Genomic DNA, 19,738 nt, shown 5'->3' with positions numbered 1-19,738 from the left:
GTTACAACTCCCTCAAAAAAATTACCCCGCTGTCAGTGTATAGGACACCTGTCCATCAGCACCGACATCCACCAACGCCCCCCTTAGCAGGCCTTGGTCATAGTCTGTTCCGGCGTTAATGCATATGGTTTTCCCTAATGACGTCACACCGCGGCTTTCATGAACATTCCCGTGCAAAGATAGGAGCGGCTGATATTTTTCAATCGCCTCGCGCACCGCTTTGCTTCCTGCTGGACCGGTTGCCAGGGAATCCCCATCAAGTACAGGTTTTAACTCATCATCATATAAGGTCCCTTGATCTAAATCAGTATCATAAGGAGGGATATGAATATTAAAAATGCAGCGATTCATGTCTTTCACCTGCGCGGCCAATTGTTCGATTTTCTCTGCCAGCTCTTCCTCGTTAAATTCACGCGGGTACTTAAACACACTAGGCTTTCCGCCACCCACAGAAAGAATCTCAAACCCATTTACTTCAATAATTTTCCCATCACCGTTTGCGACAAAACTTCCCGCGTTGATCAGTTCATCTAAGTAAAAATCATCGACACTTCCAGGAATCAAGATGCAGGGAATTCCTGCCGCCGAAAATCGCTCATCTGCCAACCGAATCCACTCCTGCAGGACTTCAATCTGCTTCTCTTTGATGATCAGCTCGGCGTCATTTTCGTTTAAACGATTTAATTCATCCTCTGAAACTAAGAAGGGATAGAATCCAGCATCCCTAAGATTTCGCTCCAGGTCTGGCAATTCCTTCTCTTTTTTCACTTTAACGGTTGAGCCGTAATACCGGCAAGTATAAACGCCGTTTTTTTCCACAATCGGAACAACCATTTTCCCGGTTAAATCCCCTCCAAAAATAACTAAGTCAGCTTTATAAAACTTCCCGGCATTAGTGAATTTTCGGAAGGCTGTTTCACCGCCATGCAGGTCTGCTGCATAAAAAATTTTCACTTAGCTCACCCCACTACTTTTTTTAAAAATGGTTTACTTAATCCGAAGGTATCTCTTGGAACTGGATATCGATATCGATTCCCTTCTTCGCATGGGACCGCTTCATCACGAAATAGACGATAATTGGGATTAACATTAAGCAGAGCGAAACCACAATCATTGTAAATGGCAAATCGCCTCTCAAAAACGGAATCAGAAGATAGTAACAAATCGAAACACTGATTGCCAGGGTTAACCAGCCAAGAATGGTAATTAAATGTATTCCTAAAAATTTTGTTTTTACAATCGGCGGTGAGGAGTTAAACAAAATCTTCTTGCGGGTGGAGAAAACAATTCCGGAAATCCCCAGGAAAATCCAAGCTAAGAACCAAGTGAATATCGTATATGCGATATTGGCCGTCCAAGAAGGCATGAAAATATCGAGCATTAAGAAAAACCAGGCACCGATTATGACCGTTCTTAACGCGTAGGTTGGTGAATTCGTTTTCTTGTTGAGTTCCATAAATTTGCTAGGAATCAAGCGGTCAAACGACCAAGCGACAATATTACGCGAAGGGCCGAAGCCAAGACCAGCCGCTGAGCCAAAGGTGGCTACCGCGAAACAGATAGCAATCAAAAAGACAAATACAGGGCTCTTCGTCATAATTCCAATCATGATCGTGATAAATGGATCATAGCCCTTGAAAGGATAGGCCTCATGGCCGGCATTGTACAGATAATACAAGCTATTGGACCAGATATCGCCGAAGTTAATATAAGACATCGCATAGAAAATCGCCCAAACAACCATTAAAATGGCCAGTGAACCAAATAAGGCCAGAAGCTGAGATTTTTGTACATTACGGACTTCGCCAGCGAGGTTTGCCCCAAAGGTGGAGCCAAGGGTGTTTAGAATAATGTAAGTGGAACCGGCCATGACTGTTGCTCCAAAAAGGAACTTTGTTGTGTAGCCATCTGCTTCAGCTAATTTAATGACATCGCCATAGGCCAAGCCTGTCAGCTCAGTAAAATTAGCCGCAAACGTTCCCTGCCCGGTAATTAGGTTTGCAATGATAAAGACAACCGCCCCTACCAGCGTTGCACCGAGCGTTAAATAGGCCAGCCTAACCATCCACTTTGTACCTTTATAATAGATAAAGTAGATGAACGCCAACAGGGCGGTACCGATAATCGCATGCATGATATTGCTGTTGAAAAACTCCGCCAGCCCCAGCCATGTTGCGTCATTTCCGTTAATGAGTGCTATCGAATAGAAGAATTCAACGATCGACCATTTGATAATCCAATTTAACAGAATACCAGTCCAAGAAATGGATGTAAACGTTATCATAAAACTTGCCATCAGTCCAAGCGATGGATGCAGAATCCTGCTTATATAAATATATTCTCCGCCGGAGCGCGGCATCGAGACCGATAGCAGCCAATAAAGGCCGGCAATAATAAACATCTGCGCTACCGTCAAAATCGCCCAAACCATATGGGCACCCGGATATAAAAATGGTGCCCACATAATATACACGAGTGCGAACATCAAACCCGGGTTGGCAGCGGAATAAATCATCGTGTCTATTGGACTGATCTGTCTGGCAATTCCACCTGTTGACTTTTGTTCAAATAATGCGAGACCTGCTTTAGACATCTTTTCACCCTTCTTTCTTTAAAAATAAAAGAAAAATCACAGTGACGAGACATTCCACAACAAAGACAATTTGCTTTCTCTAAGAAAAGAGGCTTCTTCTGGCAGTCCCCCCCTCTAGATAATTAACAATATTCTGAAAAGTAAACTCAAAAAATTAATCTAACAAACGCAGCAAGGATTTTACGGCTTGTGCAGAAACATCGAGCCCCTCTTTTTCCTCAGGTGTGAGCGGCAATTCTATAATACTTTCAATGCCATTGCCGCCAAGAACTGCAGGGACACCTAAATATATGTCTTGATACCCATATTCCCCTTCTAAATAGGCAATCGAAGGGAGAATTCTCTTTTTGTCCTTCACGATCGCCTCGGCCATTTCTACGATTGCCGCGGCTGGTGCATAATAGGCACTGCCCTGACCTAAAAGTTGAACAATCTCACCGCCGCCGTTGCGTGTCCGTTCCACAATTTTATCGATTTTCTCCTTAGAAAGGATCCTTTCCAATGGAATCCCCCCAGCATACGAAAACCTGACCAACGGCACCATCGTATCGCCATGCCCGCCCAAGACAAAGCTGGATATATCCTCTATCGACACATTTAATTCTTGAGCAACAAAGGTATTAAACCTAGCCGTATCAAGTACCCCCGACTGCCCAATCACCCTGTTTTTAGGGAATCTAGTCGTTTTGTAGCAAACATAGGTCATCGCATCAACTGGATTGCTAAGGACTAACACATAACTATTGGGAGAATAGTAGGCGATATTTTCAGATACTTCCTTAATAATTTTTGTATTTATTGAGACTAAGTCTTCCCTGCTCATCCCGGGCTTACGGGCGACTCCGGCAGTAATAATGACCAAGTCTGCGTCCTTAATATCTTCATAGTTGGAGCTACCTTTTATGATAGAATTATATTTCTGCACAGGGCCCGCTTGTAGTAAATCTAATGCCTTCCCCTTTGTCGGATTTTCCTGAGAAGGAATATCCAACAGGACAATGTCCCCCAACTCCCTTTGGGCGAGCATCAGAGCGATTGTCGTCCCGGTATGGCCAGCCCCGATGATGGCAAACTTTATTCGTTTGAAGGACATAATCATCCTCCTTTCTTGCATCAAGCACGTTTAAGTTTTTTTCTCTGAATTGTCTTCAATCTTCTCTTGTTTTTTAACGTTAGACTTCTCCATAAATAACTGCGGCAGGCTTTCATCAGGATGTGGAATGACATGAAATGCAATTAAAGAACCTTTTTTTCTGGCCATATCCGCCCCTGCTTCGACCGCTGCCTTTACGGCACTGACATCCCCTTCTACTACGATCGTAACGAGAGCTGGGTCGACCATATTTTGTTTGACAAGCTGGACAAATGAGGTTTTTACCATCACATCTAATGCTTCGATGGAGGTAGCCAGTCCTCTAGTTTCAATCATTCCTAAAGCTTTTGCCAACTCACCTCACCTCTTCCACGTCTCTTTTCACCAGTTTCCCTGTCTGCCCGCTTACAATCAACCCGGCATTCGCTTCATCGGTATCGATATGCATTTCCAAAATATACTTAGGTGAAACTCGAATCTGGACCCTTTCATATCTGATCGGCCGAATTAGATGACCAACTTCCACGGCAACATATTCCCCGTCCTCCACACTAAATTGTAGTGCTTGTTCTGGCGGCATATGGATATGTGCTTGGGCGATGATCAATCCTTTTTCTAAAAATAGACTGCCATTCGGGCCGATAATGGTTACCGGTGAAGATCCCTCTAAGTCTCCTGATTCTCGGATGGGCGGCATCAAACCAAGTTTAATTGCATCGGTTTGACTTACCTCTACTTGTGTTTCCTTCCGTAATGGCCCAAGAACCCGAACTCTTTCAATGCTCCCCTTCGATCCGGCAATGATGACGGTTTCATTTGCAGCGAATTGCCCGGGTTGCGACAAATCAGCCTTTTTCGTTAACTTATAACCCTTGCCAAAAAGGAATTCCAAATCCTTTTCCTTTAAATGACAATGCCGTGCCGATACACCAATAGGAATACAGGCACCATCATGTGGACTCTGCTGTAGCCGCCTTATTACTTCCTCAACAATCCGTTTTGTTAGTTCTTCCTTCATCCTCTTAACCTCATTTTTTCATCTCTGGAATTAAAGGTCTATCCCTCAATCTTCGGTAATACGAGCTGCAATTCAGTATGCGGCCTTGGGATGACATGAACTGAGAGAAGTTCACCCACCCGCTGTGCCGCTTCACTGCCTGCTTCTGTCGCGGCTTTAACCGCGCCGACATCACCCGTTACTAACACAGTCACAATTCCTCCGCCAACATGGACCTTCCCTACAAGATTTACGTTCGCTGCTTTTACCATCGCATCGGCCGCTTCCAATGAAGCTACCAAACCTCTTGTTTCAATCATGCCAAGAGCACCATTTATCGCCATACCATATTCCTCCTAAATGTACTAAGATTTTTGATATTGTTCTATTACACTCTTAACTAACTGGGTAATCATCTCTTTGTCTATCTCCATCCGGTTCTTGCTTGTTTTTTCCAAGACCTGTTCGACGATTTTCTCACTGCTGCCAATTTTTTCAATCGATTGTGCAGGCTTTGGAATTGGTACATCCTTTATTCCATAAGCGATTCGTTTAATATTAATCAAATGCCGTGCCGTGATGTTGTCCCCCGTAATGTTGCCGCCGTATGACCCGCACCCTAGTGTAAGCGAGGCGGTCAATCCTGTCGTTGCACCTGCAGCTCCAATCGATGCCAGTGTGTTTACTAAAATTCTAGAGACGGGCATTTCAAGGCCAAACATTTTGGCGACATTCTCATCATTAGTATGAAGGGCGAGGCTATGGCCCCTGCCGCCAATATTCAACAATCCCTGGCAGATTCTTTTCGCCTCTTCTACATCCGTAGCTGTATATAGGGCAAAAATCGGAGCAAGTTTTTCAATTGAAAAAGGGATTTCCTTCCCAATCGATTCTTCCTCAGCAATTAACAATCGTGTCTCACTTGGTACCGTAAGGCCAGCCATGGCAGCAATTTTTACGGCAGACCTTCCAACAATCGCTGGATTCAATTTTCCACGTGTTGGAGAAATCACGTTTTCGACCAATGACTTTTCTGAGCCAGTTAAAAAGTAGGCACCATTATTTTTTAATTCTCTTATCGTCATTTCTTTCACGTTTTTGTGGACGACAATCGCCTGCTCGGTGGCACAAATCGTGCCATTATCAAACGTTTTGCTGTCAACAATCATCTTGACTGCTTTGTTGATATTAGCGGAACGATCAATATAAACCGGAACATTCCCTGGTCCGACACCGTAGGCAGGTTTTCCAGAACTGTACGCAGCCCGGACCAGCCCGCCGCCGCCTGTTGCCAGGATTAATTGGATATCTTGATGGTGCATCAGTTCCGTTGTTGCCGGCATTGTCGGTCTGCTGATCCAGCCGATTAACCCTTCAGGTGCGCCTGCCTCGGTGGCGGCATCCCGGCATACCCGAAGCGCCTCCACTGTACACTTTATCGCCGAAGGATGCGGGCTGACGACAATCGCATTTTGCGATTTTAATGAAATAAGTGTTTTAAAAAATGCCGTCGAGGTTGGGTTCGTCGTTGGGATGATCCCGGCAATAACACCGAACGGGTAGGCGATTTCCGTGATTTTTTCTTTTTTGTCTGTTCTGATGATACCTACCGTTTTTTCATCCTTGATAGATTCGTAGACTCCCAGTGAGCCTAAGTCGTTTTTAATTTTTTTATGTTCAACCACACCCATTCCTGTTTCCTCAACAGCCATTTGCGCTAGTCTTTCAGAAGCTTGATAGGCTGCTTGTGCGGTTTGCTTGACGATGCGGTCGACCTGTTCCTGGGAAAATTCCTGAAACCTTGCTTGCGCTTCCTTTGCCCTGCTGACAGCTTCCTTCATTTCTTGAATAGAATTCAAATCTGTATCCATTTGCAAAAACATTCTCCCTCCCTTCATCTATCTTGTTAATCATGATGCGGGAAAAATTTCACCTGCCCTTGTCCCTCTTCCCAACTTGCAGTCTTAGTCCCTAAACGTTTCCAGCTCGATAATTCCTCTTTTGTTAGTGGAGGATAATCAGACTGCCCGCCTGCATCTGCCTGTGGTCTCCTGTTAAAGTCAATTGACGCGGAAATATTCTTCCAGATGTTGATTTCTTCCTCTGACAGGGGAGCGAGGTGAGTTCTTTCCTTAGAAAAACCTATAGCTGAAGAAATTTCTTTCCATTTTTTAAAATCATAATCTGACAACGGCGGATATTCCGGGTAGTTGTTTTCTTCATGAGGACTTGTGTTCCAACCGTTGGATTGGGACGGACCCGCGTATTCTTCCAGCTTCGAAAGTACTAATCTGGTAATCTTTTCGACCAATTCGGCATCCATTGTATCACCACCTAAAACTGCCTCAGGTTTCTTATATTTTTCCATCTCGCAAATACTTTTTTGCTAATTCATCGGTATCTTCTGTAAAGCCACTGCCCAATTCACGTGTTGTCTCATTATCACGGCTGCCCACCCAGGCAATCAGCTGAAGCCGCCGCATTAGTATAAAAGTGGGAATTTCTTGTTCTTCCGCCTTTGAAAGTGGACGGACACTTCGGTAGCCTTTTAACCATGATTCAATAAGTCCGGGGACATATGGTTTGTGTTCAATAAAGCTTAAGGAAGTGGCGAGGTCATACAAATACCAACCAAATCCACAATCATCAAAATCAATTACCTTGATTTGATCGCGCTCCACCAAAAGATTGGCAAGCCGTAAATCAGAATGGATGAGTCCGTAACGGGTGGGAGCTTTTCCGAAACGCTCTAATCTCGTTTTTATCTTTTCGGAAACACTAGTGAACAATTTTTCACGCTCTGGCGTTATACCCAGCCCATCCTGCCATCTTCCCCACTTCGGAGTCTGGCCAAGGATGGTTTCATAATCCCAAGTAAGCCTGCGGACTTGGCAGAGTTGTTCCCAATTTGCCATACTGTGTTCATGCAATTGGGCCGTAATCGCCCCAAGCATTTCAAATTGGCTGATTAGCTCCTGCTCATTGTCTTCATTTGGCGCTTCACCTTCTAAAAACGTGAAAAGAGTACAGTGATAATTCATATTTTCATAGTTGACGACTTGTATATATACACCATTCCCCCCGGACACCGGCAAAGAGACCTGGATGGACGAATGCTGGTCAATCGATCTTAACCACTCCAGTTCACTTTCCACTTCTATTTTTGTGTGATACCCGGGACGTCCCACACGCAGAATATATTTTTCCCTCGTAGTAGTGTCTGTAATTAGGTAAGTAGCATTTTCGGAATAGTTTAATAGCTGAATAGATGATTGCGATAAAAACGGATAAAAAGGAATAGCGGCTTTCGCAATTTGATTAAATTTTTCCATGGATTCCTGTAAAGAATCAATTGAGGAGCTGCCCATATTCAATACTCCTTTCGAATTGTTAACTGTAGCTGAAAACCGATTTAGCTGCCTGTTTGATGCTTGCCTCGCATTTTGACAGTAATTCATCACAATATTCTTTATCGCAAAGCAAACCAGGTTTAAATTGCAGAACTCTGTTATCGAGCATCGAGTAAATAGCCCACACGCCATTTTTATAAAGTTCCTGCATGACATAAAGGGCGCCTTGAGGATGATTAAACTCAAGCCCCATAACAACCCCAAGTTGACGGATGCCGACAAAAAAGTCCGGATGCTGCTTCTTGATGGTTTCTAATCCTGTCCGCAAGTATCGGGCCACAAAATCAACATTTTGCTGAACCTCTTTACGCTGTGAGATTTCAAGCACTTTCATGGCCACAATACAGCCTAATTCCGATCCCCCAAAGGTTGAGATATGCGCAAAACCATCCTCATTCATCCAATTCCCAGCTTGTTTACTGACGACGGTTGCGGCAATCGGGTAAATCCCGCCGCTGAAGCCTTTGGAGGTGACAAGAATATCCGGTTCGACTCCGTAATGCTCAATCCCCCAAAGCTTGCCCGTCCGCATTAGGCCAGTCTGCACTTCATCTGCGATATAAAGTGTCCCGAATCTTTCACACAACCTTTTTACTGCTGATAGATAACCTCGTTCCGGGAGTGGGAACCCATAGGTTGCAGGGATGGTTTCGATAATGACACAGGCGACATCTTCATTTCCGAGTGCCCGTTCCATGGCATCCAAATCATTGAAGGGAACATGAATAAATTCCGACGGGTCACCCTCACTTAGAAACATTCGGGAATACCGTTCATTCCCCAAAGAGACGGCGAGGCCTGTGTGACCATGATAGCCATTTATAATCGAAACAATTTTCTTCCGTTTTGTTGCATAGCGGGCACATTTCAAGGCTACATCAATAGCCTCGCTTCCTCCAGCAGATAAAATAGAATAATGAAGGCTGTCAGGTGTACATTGTGAGAGTTTTTCCGAGAGGCGTGCACGCGTCATGGCCGGAAAGTGGTGATTACCAATATCAAATTCATCCAATGCTTCTTTCAAAGTGGCAATAATTTCTGGATTGCGGTGACCGAGATTATAAGTTCCTCCATTTAAATGGACATCCATTAATTTCTTGCCTTCCATATCATAAAAGTAATATCCTTCTCGTTTCCCCATCACCAAGTCAATGCCGTCTTTTTGCCATTGGCTTGTTTTTCCCGGGTTCCACCATTTAATTGAGCGGTCAAGGATTTCATTTTTTCTGCCAAATTCAATCATATTCGTTTCTCCTTATCTCTCATTAAAGCATTTAGTTATGATGGTTATCACATCTTTAATTTTTGAAATTCAGGATTTCTCTATATCTCATCAGCCACAATTAATTCAACGCCACGGGCGGCTACTATTTTCTTCCACTCCTCGGGGCAGCTTTGGTCCGTGATAATCTTGGATGCATCCGTAATGGAGCACATATATGCAAAGGTAGTTTTTCCAAACTTGGATTGGTCAGCAAGGACAATGACTTCTTCGGCGCGCTCCATCATTTTCCGAGAAATGCTTGATCCGCTGATATCATAATCTGTAATTCCGTTGGCAATGGAAATCCCGCCTGCACAAACAAAGGCTTTATCTGCACGAAGCATTTCGAGCATCCGTTCGGACAGCGGCCCGCTCATATATTTCTGGTTTCTTTCAATTTCGCCGCCGATAAAAATGACTCGGCCCTTAAAACTGTCCATAGCCGCAAGCATGACTGGAACAGAATGGGTAATCAGAGTAATATCCTGCTTATCTGCAAGGAACGGAATCATGTCGAGCGGAGTCGTTCCGTTGCCAATCATAATGACGTCGCCGTCTTCCACTAGGTCTGCAGCCGCCTTACAAATGGCTTGTTTCTCTTTTTGGTTAATCGTTGTTTTTTCATCAAAAGGCAGTTCCCAGCTATGAATCTTATTTTTGACGGCACCACCATATACTTTTTTCAAATATCCTTCCTTTTCAAGCCGGTCTAGGTCGCGGCGAATTGTTTCATCGGAAACATGGAGAAGGTTGGCCAAGACGCGCACTTGGACCTTTTCTTCCTTTTCTAAAGATTCCATAATGGTTGTTTTTCGTTCTTCATAGGATAAAGACATATCTAGTACCACCTACTAAGCACAGAATTGGAACCTTTATTCTAGTAAAGGTATTAGTTTTTTTTCAAAAAATAACTCGAACTTAATTTTCCGGTAATATTTGTCCGCCATCGACGATGATCGATTGTCCAGTGATAAAGCCTGCTTCTTTAGTGGCCAAGAACAGGGCTGCATAACCGATGTCTTCAACGGTGCCAAGCTTTTTCATTGGGATGGCTGAGGCCATTTCTTCTAGGTAGTCATCACCTAGACCTTCGAGTCCTTCTGTTAAGACATTCCCAGGCAGCACCGCATTCACGGTAATTTGTTCGCCAGCCAGCTCTAAGGCGGCTGTTCGCATGAAACCTAATTGCGCCGCTTTACTAGCCGCATAATGAGACCAACCCGGATAACCGGTAACAGGACCAGTAATCGACGAGGTAATGACAATTCGTCCGTATTCAGCTTGCTTGAGATATGGGATGCACGCTTGTACAGCGTGGAATGTGCCCTTCGCATTGGTATTCATGACAGTATCCCAATCTTCATTTGTCATCGTCTCCAGCGAGGCAGATGGAAAAATCCCGGCATTGGCGCACAAAACATCAATACCGCCAAATGTTTCATGGACCTCTTTCACTACAGCCTTCATCGAGTCACGATTTTGGACGTCACCTTGGAATGCCACAACCTTTGCATTTTCACAATTGAGTTCAACTGCACACGCTTGGGCAGCCCCCAAATTTCGGGCCACAACCGCTACATTCGCACCATGCCTTGCAAACACTCGGGCAATCCCTTTCCCAATCCCTTTACTGCCACCCGTAACGATAACCGTCTTACCCTGCAATGAACTATACATTTTAACAGCTCCTCTACCATTTAAATATGAATGGGCTTTTATTAAAACAACAAAATACCAATATCCAAATTGCCTGAAGTTGTGGGATATCATGTGAATTGTTGTGGATTTTGGAAGATAGTAATATGTATGAAAAGTTAGGACGGAATATTCAGTTTATTTAATCTGCTATTTTGCTAAGGGAAGCAGCGGCAAAAAAAACAGCATGCAGCCGAGTACGGCTGATGCTGTAAGAATTCAGTCTATTACTATATTTATTTTTCAATTTGCCATTCATTCACGTTGTAGAACATTCCGAATTGCTTTGGTTGTCCTACTTTTACTTTCTTATTTACGGCTCCCATCAGGAAGTCTGAATAAAGTGAAAGTGTTGGCAGGTCTTCATGCAGGATTTCTTGAACTTTGTCATAAATCACTCTGCGCTTTTCTGGATCTGGTTCTGATTTACCTTGTGTTAACAAATTATCAAGCTCGGGATTGCTATAGTCAGCAAAATTATAGGTTGCACCAGTAGCATAAAATGTACTTACATCCGGATCAATTTGGTACGGAATTCCTAGGAACATAATATCAAAGTCATGCTTAGCACCTTTTTGCATATGAGTTGGGAAATCGAACTTTTGAACCTGAACGTTTAACCCTACTGCTTTTAAGTTTTCTGCAACAATAACAGCGGATTGCTCACGAACTTGGTTCCCGATCGGAACATTGACACGAATTGGCTTGCTCTTATCCCAGCCTGATTCTGCAATAAGTTTCTTTGCCTTTTCTGGATCATACTGGTAATTCTTAATGTCTTTATCAAAATATGGATGGATCTTTGTGTATGGTCCATCAATGATTTCTGCTTTTCCTTTTAAAAGCTTCTCAACAAGTTGCGGACGGTTAATCGCATAAGCGATCGCTTGGCGCATCTTCTGGTCAAAGGTTTTTGTATTCAGGTAGATTTCCTGCCAATCATAGCCCTTTGGATCATTTGTTGTGACATTCGCCATATTTTTCACTTTTTCAATATCTTGAATCGCAATTGCACCGGTGGATGGGTAGTTGATATGAATCTCGCCTGTTTGCAGCTGTGCTGTAATGTTTGCTTGTGGAACTACCTTAAAGAACAGCTTTGCAGTTTTTGGTGCACCTCGATAGTAATTTGGATTTGCCTTAAGTTCTACACTCGATTCCCCGCTGAAGTTAACAAGCGAATAGGCACCATTGGAAACGGTTGGCTTTAACATAAATGGATCTTGATGAAGCGTTGCTGGATCCTTATCCTTTAAGATATGACTTGGAACAGCTCGGAAATTGATTAAGCTCCCTTTAAGATAGTTTGGGTCAGTCGGCTTTTTCGTATGAATGACAAAGGTTTTGTCATCAACTACTTCAATCCCCTTAACAAATTTTTCTCCTTTTGGCAGCTGGCCATTTTCATCCAGACCATCAATAACGTTAAGAGTTTTCAAGCCGGAACTTTGAACGGCAGGATTGGCCAGCAGATCAAACGTAAATTTAACATCCTCAGACGTAACAGGCTTCCCATCTGTCCAATTTGCCTTTGAATTAATTTTAATCGTAAACGCTTGGTTATCTTTTGTTTCAAAGCTTTCAGCTAACTTATTTTGAAATTTCATGTTTTCATCTGGTTCAAAGAAAGGATCAAATAGAATATTTGCCAATGTAATGGCACCCAAGTCACGGGTATTAATCGGATTGATTGCACCGATAGCGTTTGAAACACCTACGACAATGGTATCACCATATTGTGTGGAGCCGTTGCTCTTCCCATTTTCCTTCGGTGTGCTTGATGCATTGTTAGAACCTGAACATGCGCTTAAAAATAATAGCAAAGCAACCGATAAAACCGTTAAAAACTTTCTTTTTAACTTCTTCATTCCCTTCCCTCATTTCGTTTTATATTAGATTGTTATATATTTGGCGGCTTAGCCCCCAATTGTTTAACGCGTTAATGTGATGGAAGCATAACCCCCACTATGTTAAAGCGCTAGTCCCTATTTTTACTTCAATGTTTTCGGATCCAGAGCGTCCCTTAGGCCATCACCGATAAAATTGATGGCTAATACAACAACGACAATCATGATTCCCGGAGGAACCCATAGCCATGGCTGGTCGGTTAATACCGTTAAGGATTGGGCATCTGTCAGCATGTTCCCCCAGCTTGCTGTCGGCGGTTGTACCCCCATCCCGAGGAAGCTTAGAGATGCTTCTACGATAATGGCTGCTGCTATGCCAAATGTAGCTTGGACAAGAATCGGAGCAATCGCATTCGGTAAAATATGCTGGAATAAAATCCTGGGTGTACTTAATCCGAGCACAATGCCCGATTTGACATAATCAACATGTTTCAGCGAAAGTACCGTTCCGCGAACCAATCTGGCAACGGCCGGCCAGCCAAGGAGTCCCAAAATCCAGATGATATTAAATAGGCTAGGCCCTAAAATACTGACCACTACAAGAATTAACATCAATCCTGGAAATGACATGAAGACGTCTGTCAATCGCATTAACACAATATCGACCCATCCGCCAAAATAGCCGGATACCGCACCTAGGATTGTTCCAATGACGGTGTAAATAAGAACTGCCCCTAGTCCGACTGCCATCGAAACCCTTGAAGCATAGATAAGGCGTGTAAAAAGATCCCGTCCGACTTGGTCTGTTCCTAACCAGTGCTCAGCAGATGGCGGTGCAGAGAATTCGTCATAAACCTGATACGGGTCCTTTGGTGCAATAGCTGGTGCAAAAATCGCAATCAGGATGATTAACAACATCAAAATACTGCCTGCTACGGCCAAGCGATGCTTCATAAAACGTTTAAGTATTAGTTGTAAAGGTGTTTCCTCTCCGCCAATCTCTGTATGAGGAATGGGAGGTTCTACATCCTTTTTAATATTTGTTTCAAGCATTGGCATACCATGTTCCTCCTTTCCTATTTATACTTAATGCGCGGGTCAACAAACGAATAAACAATATCTGTTAATAGATTGGCAAACAGCACCATAAAAGCTGTTAATAGATTGAGAGCCATTAGTGTTGGATAATCCCTTGACATGATGGACTGAATGGTCAGCTGTCCCATTCCTGGCCATTGAAAAATTTGTTCGGTGATAACCGCTCCGCCAAGCAAGAAAGGAATCTCCATACCAATAATCGTAATAATCGGAATCAAGGCATTTTTTAAAGCATGTTTATTGGTAACAACAAATTCCTTTAACCCCTTTGCTCTCGCCGTCCTTAAATAGTCCTGGCCCAGCACCTCCAAAAGACTTGCCCTGACATAGCGGACATATTGTCCAGAAATTCCGACTGCGAGCACGATCACCGGAAGAATTAAATGCTGCACCTTATCCAAGAAATTGTCCTCACTGCCGAGAGTCGACATGCCCCCAGCCGGCAGAACCTGCAATTGTACAGCAAAGATATAAATAAGGCCCAATCCTAGGAAAAAATGCGGGATGGAAATTCCGAAAAAAGAAGTCCCTGTCGCCAAATAGTCAAGTTTGCTATATTGCTTGACTGCACTTAAAATCCCTATAGGCAGGGCGATGATTAACCCGACTAGAAGGGCAAGTCCCATTAATTCAAACGTTGGGCCAAGCCTTTCGAAAATCATCTTTGATACTGGTTCATAGGTTGAAAAGGAGTAGCCTAAATTGCCTTGTGCAAGATTACCAAGCCAATGGAAGAATTGAATGTAAAGCGGATCATTCAAACCCAGCTGTTCCTTCCGCATCTCCAGCAGTTCAGGTGAAGAATTGGGGTCGACATACATATCAACCGGGTTTCCCGGCGCCATATTAATGATGATAAAATTGACAACCATTACCCCAAATAAAACTGGGATGGCAATTAAAAGTCTGCGGATAATATAGGGAATCAAATTTTCACCCTCTTTCAAAAACTAATTTTTATGCATCGTTTACCGCGAAGCAGGCAACGCTATGTTCCTTACCTTTTAGAACAGGTCTTTGCTCCCGACAAATCGCCGTTGCAATCGGGCAGCGAGTGTGAAAGCTACAGCCGCTTGGAGGATTGGCCGGACTTGGGACATCGCCAGCAATAATGATTCTTTCTTTCGATCTTAATTCAGGGTTTGGTATCGGATAAGAGCTTAACAACGCTTTTGTATAAGGATGCTGCGGATTTTTGAAGATTTCTTCCGTTTTTGCTACCTCCACAATTCTCCCCAAATACATGACGGCAATCCGGTCGCTGATATACTTTACAGCTCCTAACCCATGGGCAATAAATAAATAAGTCAAGTTGAATTCTTTTTGCAAGTCCTTCAACAGGTTTAAGATTTGCGCCTGAATGGATACATCCAAAGCGGAAACCGGCTCATCACAAATGATCAGTTTTGGATTTAGCGACAAGGCCCTGGCAATCCCGATCCGCTGCCGCTGGCCGCCGGAAAATTCGTGAGGGTAGCGATTTTTATAGCTTTTCGGCAGACCAACCAGCTCTAAAAGCTCGTCCACCCGTTTATGGATTTTTTCCTTTTCAATTACTTGATGAATTCTCATCGGTTCTTCGAGCAGGTCTTTGATTCTTTTCCTTGGATTCAGAGATGAATATGGGTCTTGAAAAATAATCTGCAAGTCCCGGCGCAGACCTTTCATCGTATCTCTGTTAGCAGTGGTGATTTCTTTCTCCTGGAAATACACCTTACCCTCCGAAGCATTTTCCAACCTTACTAGCGTTTTCCCAATGGTTGATTTTCCGCAGCCCGACTCTCCTACCAATCCGAGTGTTTCACCTTCGTTAATATAAAAGTCGACCCCATCTACCGCTTTCACGTGACCAACCGTTTTCAAAAAAACACCCTTTTTAATAGGGTAATAGGTTTTTAGTTTTTCTACTTTTAGTAAAGGAGTCGTTTCTTTTTCAATCATGGTGGTCATGTGAATATTTCCTCCTTTGGTTGATCGGTGTTTGTCCTTAAACCGTCTTCCTCGGTTAACCAGCATCTTACTTTATGCCCTGCCTGAACATCTTTAAGACCAGGCTGTTCCTGCTCGCACCGTTCCGTTGCATATGGGCAGCGGGTATGGAACCGACAGCCTGTTGGCATATGCTTGATGCTTGGCACTGAACCAGGAATTGAAGCCAGGCGTTGTTCACTTTCATATTCCAAATGTGGAATGGAGGCCATTAACCCTTGGGTATAAGGATGCTTTGGCTCTTTAAATAGCGTAAAAACATCTGCTTCCTCGACAACCTGACCGGCATACATGACAATAACTCGGTCGGCCGTTTCCGCAATCACCCCAAGATCATGAGTAATCAGCATAATGGCTGTATTAGAATCCTTTTGCAAGGTTTTCATCAACTGGAGAATTTGTGCCTGTATCGTTACATCCAGGGCAGTTGTCGGTTCATCCGCAATCAACAGCTTCGGCTTGCACGCAAGCGCCATCGCAATCATCACCCGCTGCCGCATTCCGCCTGACAATGCATGCGGGTATTCCTTCATAATCTCATTCGCCCTCGGAATTCCAACCTTTTTTAACATTTCAATGGCATATTCCTTAGCAGCCTTTGGATTCATCTTTAAGTGAAGTTTGATTCCTTCAATCATTTGGTTTCCAATGGTGAAAACAGGATTTAAAGAGGTCATGGGTTCCTGAAAGATCATCGATATCTCATTTCCCCTGATATCTCTTAAACGCTGATTGGATACTTTTGTCAGGTCTTCTTCTCCGAAAAGAATTTGGCCCTTTTTTACTTTTCCGTTTTTTCCGAGCAAACCCATTATCGATAAGGAGGTGACACTTTTTCCGCAACCGGACTCCCCAACAATGCCGATGGTTTCTCCAGGGTTGACTGAAAAACTCACCTCTTCTACTGAAATCACTTCTTCTTTGTCTGTTTCAAATGCAATTTGGACATGGTCTACTTCCAGTAAAGGTTTCATTCCTTCACCACTCTTTCTAAAAACTATTAATTTTAAAAATTTTCGGAACATTCCATTCGGTTAACATTATTTTATTAAAAATAGTAGTATGAAAAAAAGGGACCTGAATTGACATTTCGTATCATTACTTGACAAACAGTGATAGGCTTACGCTTGTTGAACGTGTCAAAGTGTAGTATATTTTGAATATTAAAATAATGTTTTAGGGGGTGCCAAATGTACCAATTGGTGATTGCTGATGATGAATATGAAATCCGGCACGGTCTAGTAAACTATTTTCCGTGGAATGAACTTGGGTTCGAAGTCATTGGGGAAGCAGCAAATGGGAAAGAAGCCCTGGACCTAGTATCAGAGGGAAATGCTGACGTTTTGCTTTGCGATATTCAAATGCCCATCATGACTGGCATTGAGGTCATAAAGGAGATGCATGAGCAGAACTCCCCTGTCTTGACTGTTTTTTTAAGCGGTTACCAGGAGTTCCACTATGCCCAGTCTGCCATTAAGTACGGGGTCAAAAATTATATTCTAAAACCCACAAATTTTTCAGAAATAACGGAAGCGTTTTCGCAAATTAAAAAAGAACTAGACCAAAGAACTCCTGCCTCCACCCAAACGGCTTCCGCAAAACTAAAAAACGATGATGATGATCCGATTATTAATAAAATTAAAGATTATGTGAAAATCAATTTTAAAAATGCCACCCTGGATGAGGCTGCCCAAGTCGTTTACATGAACCCCCATTATGTAAGTAAATATTTTAAACAAAAAACAGATGTCAATTTCTCTGATTTTCTTTTTCAAGTAAAAATGGAAGAAGCAGCAAAATTAATTAAAGAAATGAAGTACAAGGCCTATGAGGTAAGTGAAATGGTCGGATATAGCAATGCCAAGAATTTCACACGTGCGTTCCGAAAATATTTTGGGGTCAGCCCAAAGGAATATCGGCTAAATTAAGGGCGCTTCCTAATGGATTCTTTAAAACGTTCCTTTTTTATTAAAAATTTAAGCAAGCTGCTGATTCCAATGCTAATCCCGGTGTTAATTCTAGGAACACTTGCGATTACGTTAATTCATTTATATCTGAAGGAAAAGATAAATCAAGAAAACTTGAATCTATTAAATCAAATCCAAATGAACGTGGAAATGATTTTCGATGAGCTAAATTCTATTAACTTAACCATTGCCGCTAGCGCCAAAGAATTTCTGGACCTGCAAAACATGCTCGAGAAAAAATGGCTGGATCCTGAGGATTTTGTTAAACTGGCGTCGTTAAAAAATACCATCGACTCTCCCGCGATTGCTCATCCGTACATTGATTCGATTTATATTTATATAGAGAATGACAAACAACGTTTTTTAACATCGACAACAGGCGGTGTAGTAGACCTCCGTCATTTCGATGATGTTTCCTGGTACAAGGGGATCGACAAGTTCAAAAGCGCTGATACTGTTTGGACCCAAAAAAGAACAGTCATTCGAAAGCTCGTAGATTTTCCTGACCAGAAGATTGATGTCATTTCTTTGTATCGAAGCTTTACTCTCGCAAACGGTAACATGGGTTATATTATTTTGAATGTAAACACTGATTATGTAAAGGATAATCTAAACAGCTTATATAAAATGAGCGGTCAAAATATTTTGGTCATGGATAAAAGTAACCAAGTTCTGTTTGTAAATCATCCAGTCCATTTAACGTCATTCGAAAAGAAGGAAATGATTTCCTCCTCTAATGAAATTAACACATTGAAAATAGGAAACGACCCTTCTGCTGTATTTAAACTGGACTCAAAAAAATATGGCTGGGTGTTTTTTTCGACTATCCCGAGGAGTTCCCTTTATAAGCTGCCATACCAATTAAGCATGGTTACATTAATTCTTTTACTCTCGTCGGTTATCGTGGGAGGGATTATTGCTTATTTCCTAACAAAAAGGAATTTTGCCGAAATTGATTCGATTTTCAACATCTTAAATAATGCCGAAAAAGGTGAACCTCTCCCCCATTTGCCATCCGTGGTAACGGATGTTCACAGCCTAATCATTCATAAGATTTTGACCAATTTTATGGAGCAATCCTATATGAAGGTGCTCCTGTCGGAGAGAAAATATAAAATGCAGGCACTGGAATTATCCGTGCACCAATCCCAATTAAATCCGCATTTTTTGTATAATACACTAGAAACGATTAATTGGAAGGTTATCAGTCTTACCAAGCGGCCAAACGAGATTAACCAAATGATTGATCATCTCGGGAATATCCTCCGCTATTCTTTAACTGCAAAGGATAGCTTAGTTGTTTTAAAGGATGAAATCAAACATACGAAAAGCTATGTTGAGATTCAGAAAATTAGGCATAAGGATCAATTTGCGTTCTATTGGGAATGTGATGAGGGTGTTGAAAACTATTATGTTGTTAAACTGTTCCTACAGCCTTTGATTGAGAATTCACTCCAGCATGGCCTGCCGGGCTTGGGAAGAACCCTTTCGATTAAAGCGAAAATAAGAGTGTTTCCTTCACACCTTTATGTAGCGGTCATTGATAATGGCAAAGGAATCGGCAAGGCAAGGCTAGAGGAAATCCGTTCAAAGCTAAAATCAAATTATACAGCAAACGATCACATCGGCCTTTATAATACCCATAAACGCTTGCAGCTAACCTACGGGGATAACTATGGCCTGGCCATCCGCAGCAAACTCGATTGGGGAACAAGCATTTCAATCCATATCCCTATCAAATAAATAAGGGGCCTGGCACCGGCGCGTTAACCATTAACGTACCGG

Annotated in this window: 19 protein-coding genes; 2 read left to right on the top strand and 17 right to left on the bottom strand. The window is 42.7% G+C overall.

Translation table 11 applies throughout. From position 1 onward, the window contains the following. Positions 1–21: 21 nt before the first annotated feature. The 17 genes from KHB02_RS04160 to KHB02_RS04080 form a co-directional block, all read right to left on the bottom strand. The gene (locus tag KHB02_RS04160) at positions 22–954 is read right to left on the bottom strand and encodes a metallophosphoesterase family protein (protein ID WP_213139928.1); all 933 of its coding nucleotides are present in this window, start codon (positions 952–954) and stop codon (positions 22–24) included. Positions 955–991: 37 nt separating this feature from the next. After that, positions 992–2,593: an APC family permease gene (locus KHB02_RS04155; RefSeq protein WP_213139927.1), complete on the bottom strand. Its 1,602-nt coding sequence runs from the start codon at positions 2,591–2,593 to the stop codon at positions 992–994. A gap of 154 nt (positions 2,594–2,747) precedes the next feature. After that, complete coding sequence (mdh, locus tag KHB02_RS04150) at positions 2,748–3,686, bottom strand: malate dehydrogenase (protein WP_213139926.1); 939 nt, start codon at positions 3,684–3,686, stop codon at positions 2,748–2,750. A gap of 30 nt (positions 3,687–3,716) precedes the next feature. Continuing rightward, the gene (locus KHB02_RS04145) at positions 3,717–4,040 is read right to left on the bottom strand and encodes a BMC domain-containing protein (protein ID WP_277398160.1); all 324 of its coding nucleotides are present in this window, start codon (positions 4,038–4,040) and stop codon (positions 3,717–3,719) included. 1 nt (position 4,041) lies between these two features. Further along, positions 4,042–4,704 carry a phosphate propanoyltransferase gene (gene pduL, locus KHB02_RS04140; RefSeq protein ID WP_213139925.1) on the bottom strand — a complete coding sequence of 221 codons (663 nt, stop codon included), beginning with the start codon at positions 4,702–4,704 and terminating at the stop codon, positions 4,042–4,044. A 38-nt stretch (positions 4,705–4,742) separates the two neighbouring features. Continuing rightward, complete coding sequence (locus tag KHB02_RS04135; protein ID WP_213115508.1) at positions 4,743–5,027, bottom strand: BMC domain-containing protein; 285 nt, start codon at positions 5,025–5,027, stop codon at positions 4,743–4,745. A gap of 21 nt (positions 5,028–5,048) precedes the next feature. Then, positions 5,049–6,566, bottom strand: a complete 1,518-nt coding sequence (locus KHB02_RS04130) for an aldehyde dehydrogenase family protein (protein WP_213139924.1) — start codon at positions 6,564–6,566, stop codon at positions 5,049–5,051. A gap of 23 nt (positions 6,567–6,589) precedes the next feature. After that, the gene (locus KHB02_RS04125; RefSeq protein ID WP_213139923.1) at positions 6,590–7,051 is read right to left on the bottom strand and encodes a hypothetical protein; all 462 of its coding nucleotides are present in this window, start codon (positions 7,049–7,051) and stop codon (positions 6,590–6,592) included. Continuing rightward, the gene (locus KHB02_RS04120) at positions 7,038–8,051 is read right to left on the bottom strand and encodes a phosphotransferase enzyme family protein (protein ID WP_213139922.1); all 1,014 of its coding nucleotides are present in this window, start codon (positions 8,049–8,051) and stop codon (positions 7,038–7,040) included. The genes KHB02_RS04125 and KHB02_RS04120 overlap by 14 nt, the downstream gene beginning before the upstream one ends. Before the next feature lie 22 nt (positions 8,052–8,073). Then, positions 8,074–9,336 carry a class-III pyridoxal-phosphate-dependent aminotransferase gene (locus tag KHB02_RS04115; protein ID WP_213139921.1) on the bottom strand — a complete coding sequence of 421 codons (1,263 nt, stop codon included), beginning with the start codon at positions 9,334–9,336 and terminating at the stop codon, positions 8,074–8,076. An 80-nt stretch (positions 9,337–9,416) separates the two neighbouring features. Further along, positions 9,417–10,193 (bottom strand): DeoR/GlpR family DNA-binding transcription regulator, encoded by a 777-nt coding sequence (locus KHB02_RS04110; protein WP_213139920.1) that lies wholly within the window; start codon positions 10,191–10,193, stop codon positions 9,417–9,419. Between the two features lie 82 nt (positions 10,194–10,275). Further along, positions 10,276–11,034: a 3-oxoacyl-ACP reductase FabG gene (gene fabG / locus KHB02_RS04105; RefSeq protein ID WP_213139919.1), complete on the bottom strand. Its 759-nt coding sequence runs from the start codon at positions 11,032–11,034 to the stop codon at positions 10,276–10,278. Positions 11,035–11,288: 254 nt separating this feature from the next. After that, positions 11,289–12,920 (bottom strand): ABC transporter substrate-binding protein, encoded by a 1,632-nt coding sequence (locus KHB02_RS04100; protein WP_213139918.1) that lies wholly within the window; start codon positions 12,918–12,920, stop codon positions 11,289–11,291. 123 nt (positions 12,921–13,043) lie between these two features. Further along, entirely contained in the window at positions 13,044–13,958 is a 915-nt protein-coding gene (gene opp4C / locus KHB02_RS04095) for an oligopeptide ABC transporter permease (protein WP_213139917.1), read from the bottom strand. Positions 13,959–13,975: 17 nt separating this feature from the next. Next, positions 13,976–14,926, bottom strand: coding sequence for an ABC transporter permease (locus KHB02_RS04090; protein ID WP_213139916.1), 951 nt, complete (start codon positions 14,924–14,926; stop codon positions 13,976–13,978). Between the two features lie 28 nt (positions 14,927–14,954). Next, a complete protein-coding gene (locus KHB02_RS04085; protein WP_213139915.1) occupies positions 14,955–15,947 on the bottom strand; it encodes an ABC transporter ATP-binding protein in 993 nt (330 codons plus the stop codon). Next, positions 15,944–16,960 carry an ABC transporter ATP-binding protein gene (locus KHB02_RS04080; protein ID WP_213139914.1) on the bottom strand — a complete coding sequence of 339 codons (1,017 nt, stop codon included), beginning with the start codon at positions 16,958–16,960 and terminating at the stop codon, positions 15,944–15,946. Before KHB02_RS04080 ends, KHB02_RS04085 begins: the two co-directional genes overlap by 4 nt. Before the next feature lie 216 nt (positions 16,961–17,176). Between KHB02_RS04080 and KHB02_RS04075 the strand changes: the two genes are divergently transcribed. Then, positions 17,177–17,914, top strand: a complete 738-nt coding sequence (locus KHB02_RS04075) for a response regulator transcription factor (protein WP_241113707.1) — start codon at positions 17,177–17,179, stop codon at positions 17,912–17,914. Between the two features lie 12 nt (positions 17,915–17,926). Continuing rightward, positions 17,927–19,696, top strand: coding sequence for a sensor histidine kinase (locus KHB02_RS04070; protein WP_213139913.1), 1,770 nt, complete (start codon positions 17,927–17,929; stop codon positions 19,694–19,696). The last annotated feature ends 42 nt before the right edge of the window (positions 19,697–19,738 follow it).

This window comes from Neobacillus citreus (assembly GCF_018343545.2).
GTDB classification, from domain to species: domain Bacteria; phylum Bacillota; class Bacilli; order Bacillales; family Cytobacillaceae; genus Neobacillus; species Neobacillus citreus.
The sequence above is the reverse complement of the archived record's forward strand: the minus strand, read 5'-3'. Positions and strand labels throughout refer to the sequence as shown.

Coding starts and splice junctions, on each gene's coding strand:
- KHB02_RS04155 (WP_213139927.1), bottom strand. CDS start 2,593: ATGTCTAAAGCAGGTCTCGCATTATTTGAACAAAAGTCAACAGGTGGA.
- KHB02_RS04135 (WP_213115508.1), bottom strand. CDS start 5,027: ATGGCGATAAATGGTGCTCTTGGCATGATTGAAACAAGAGGTTTGGTA.
- KHB02_RS04100 (WP_213139918.1), bottom strand. CDS start 12,920: ATGAAGAAGTTAAAAAGAAAGTTTTTAACGGTTTTATCGGTTGCTTTG.
- KHB02_RS04075 (WP_241113707.1), top strand. CDS start 17,177: ATGTACCAATTGGTGATTGCTGATGATGAATATGAAATCCGGCACGGT.
- KHB02_RS04070 (WP_213139913.1), top strand. CDS start 17,927: ATGGATTCTTTAAAACGTTCCTTTTTTATTAAAAATTTAAGCAAGCTG.
- KHB02_RS04125 (WP_213139923.1), bottom strand. CDS start 7,051: ATGGAAAAATATAAGAAACCTGAGGCAGTTTTAGGTGGTGATACAATG.
- KHB02_RS04120 (WP_213139922.1), bottom strand. CDS start 8,051: ATGGGCAGCTCCTCAATTGATTCTTTACAGGAATCCATGGAAAAATTT.
- KHB02_RS04130 (WP_213139924.1), bottom strand. CDS start 6,566: ATGTTTTTGCAAATGGATACAGATTTGAATTCTATTCAAGAAATGAAG.
- opp4C (WP_213139917.1), bottom strand. CDS start 13,958: ATGCCAATGCTTGAAACAAATATTAAAAAGGATGTAGAACCTCCCATT.
- mdh (WP_213139926.1), bottom strand. CDS start 3,686: ATGTCCTTCAAACGAATAAAGTTTGCCATCATCGGGGCTGGCCATACC.
- KHB02_RS04085 (WP_213139915.1), bottom strand. CDS start 15,947: ATGACCACCATGATTGAAAAAGAAACGACTCCTTTACTAAAAGTAGAA.
- KHB02_RS04110 (WP_213139920.1), bottom strand. CDS start 10,193: ATGTCTTTATCCTATGAAGAACGAAAAACAACCATTATGGAATCTTTA.
- fabG (WP_213139919.1), bottom strand. CDS start 11,034: ATGTATAGTTCATTGCAGGGTAAGACGGTTATCGTTACGGGTGGCAGT.
- pduL (WP_213139925.1), bottom strand. CDS start 4,704: ATGAAGGAAGAACTAACAAAACGGATTGTTGAGGAAGTAATAAGGCGG.
- KHB02_RS04115 (WP_213139921.1), bottom strand. CDS start 9,336: ATGATTGAATTTGGCAGAAAAAATGAAATCCTTGACCGCTCAATTAAA.
- KHB02_RS04080 (WP_213139914.1), bottom strand. CDS start 16,960: ATGAAACCTTTACTGGAAGTAGACCATGTCCAAATTGCATTTGAAACA.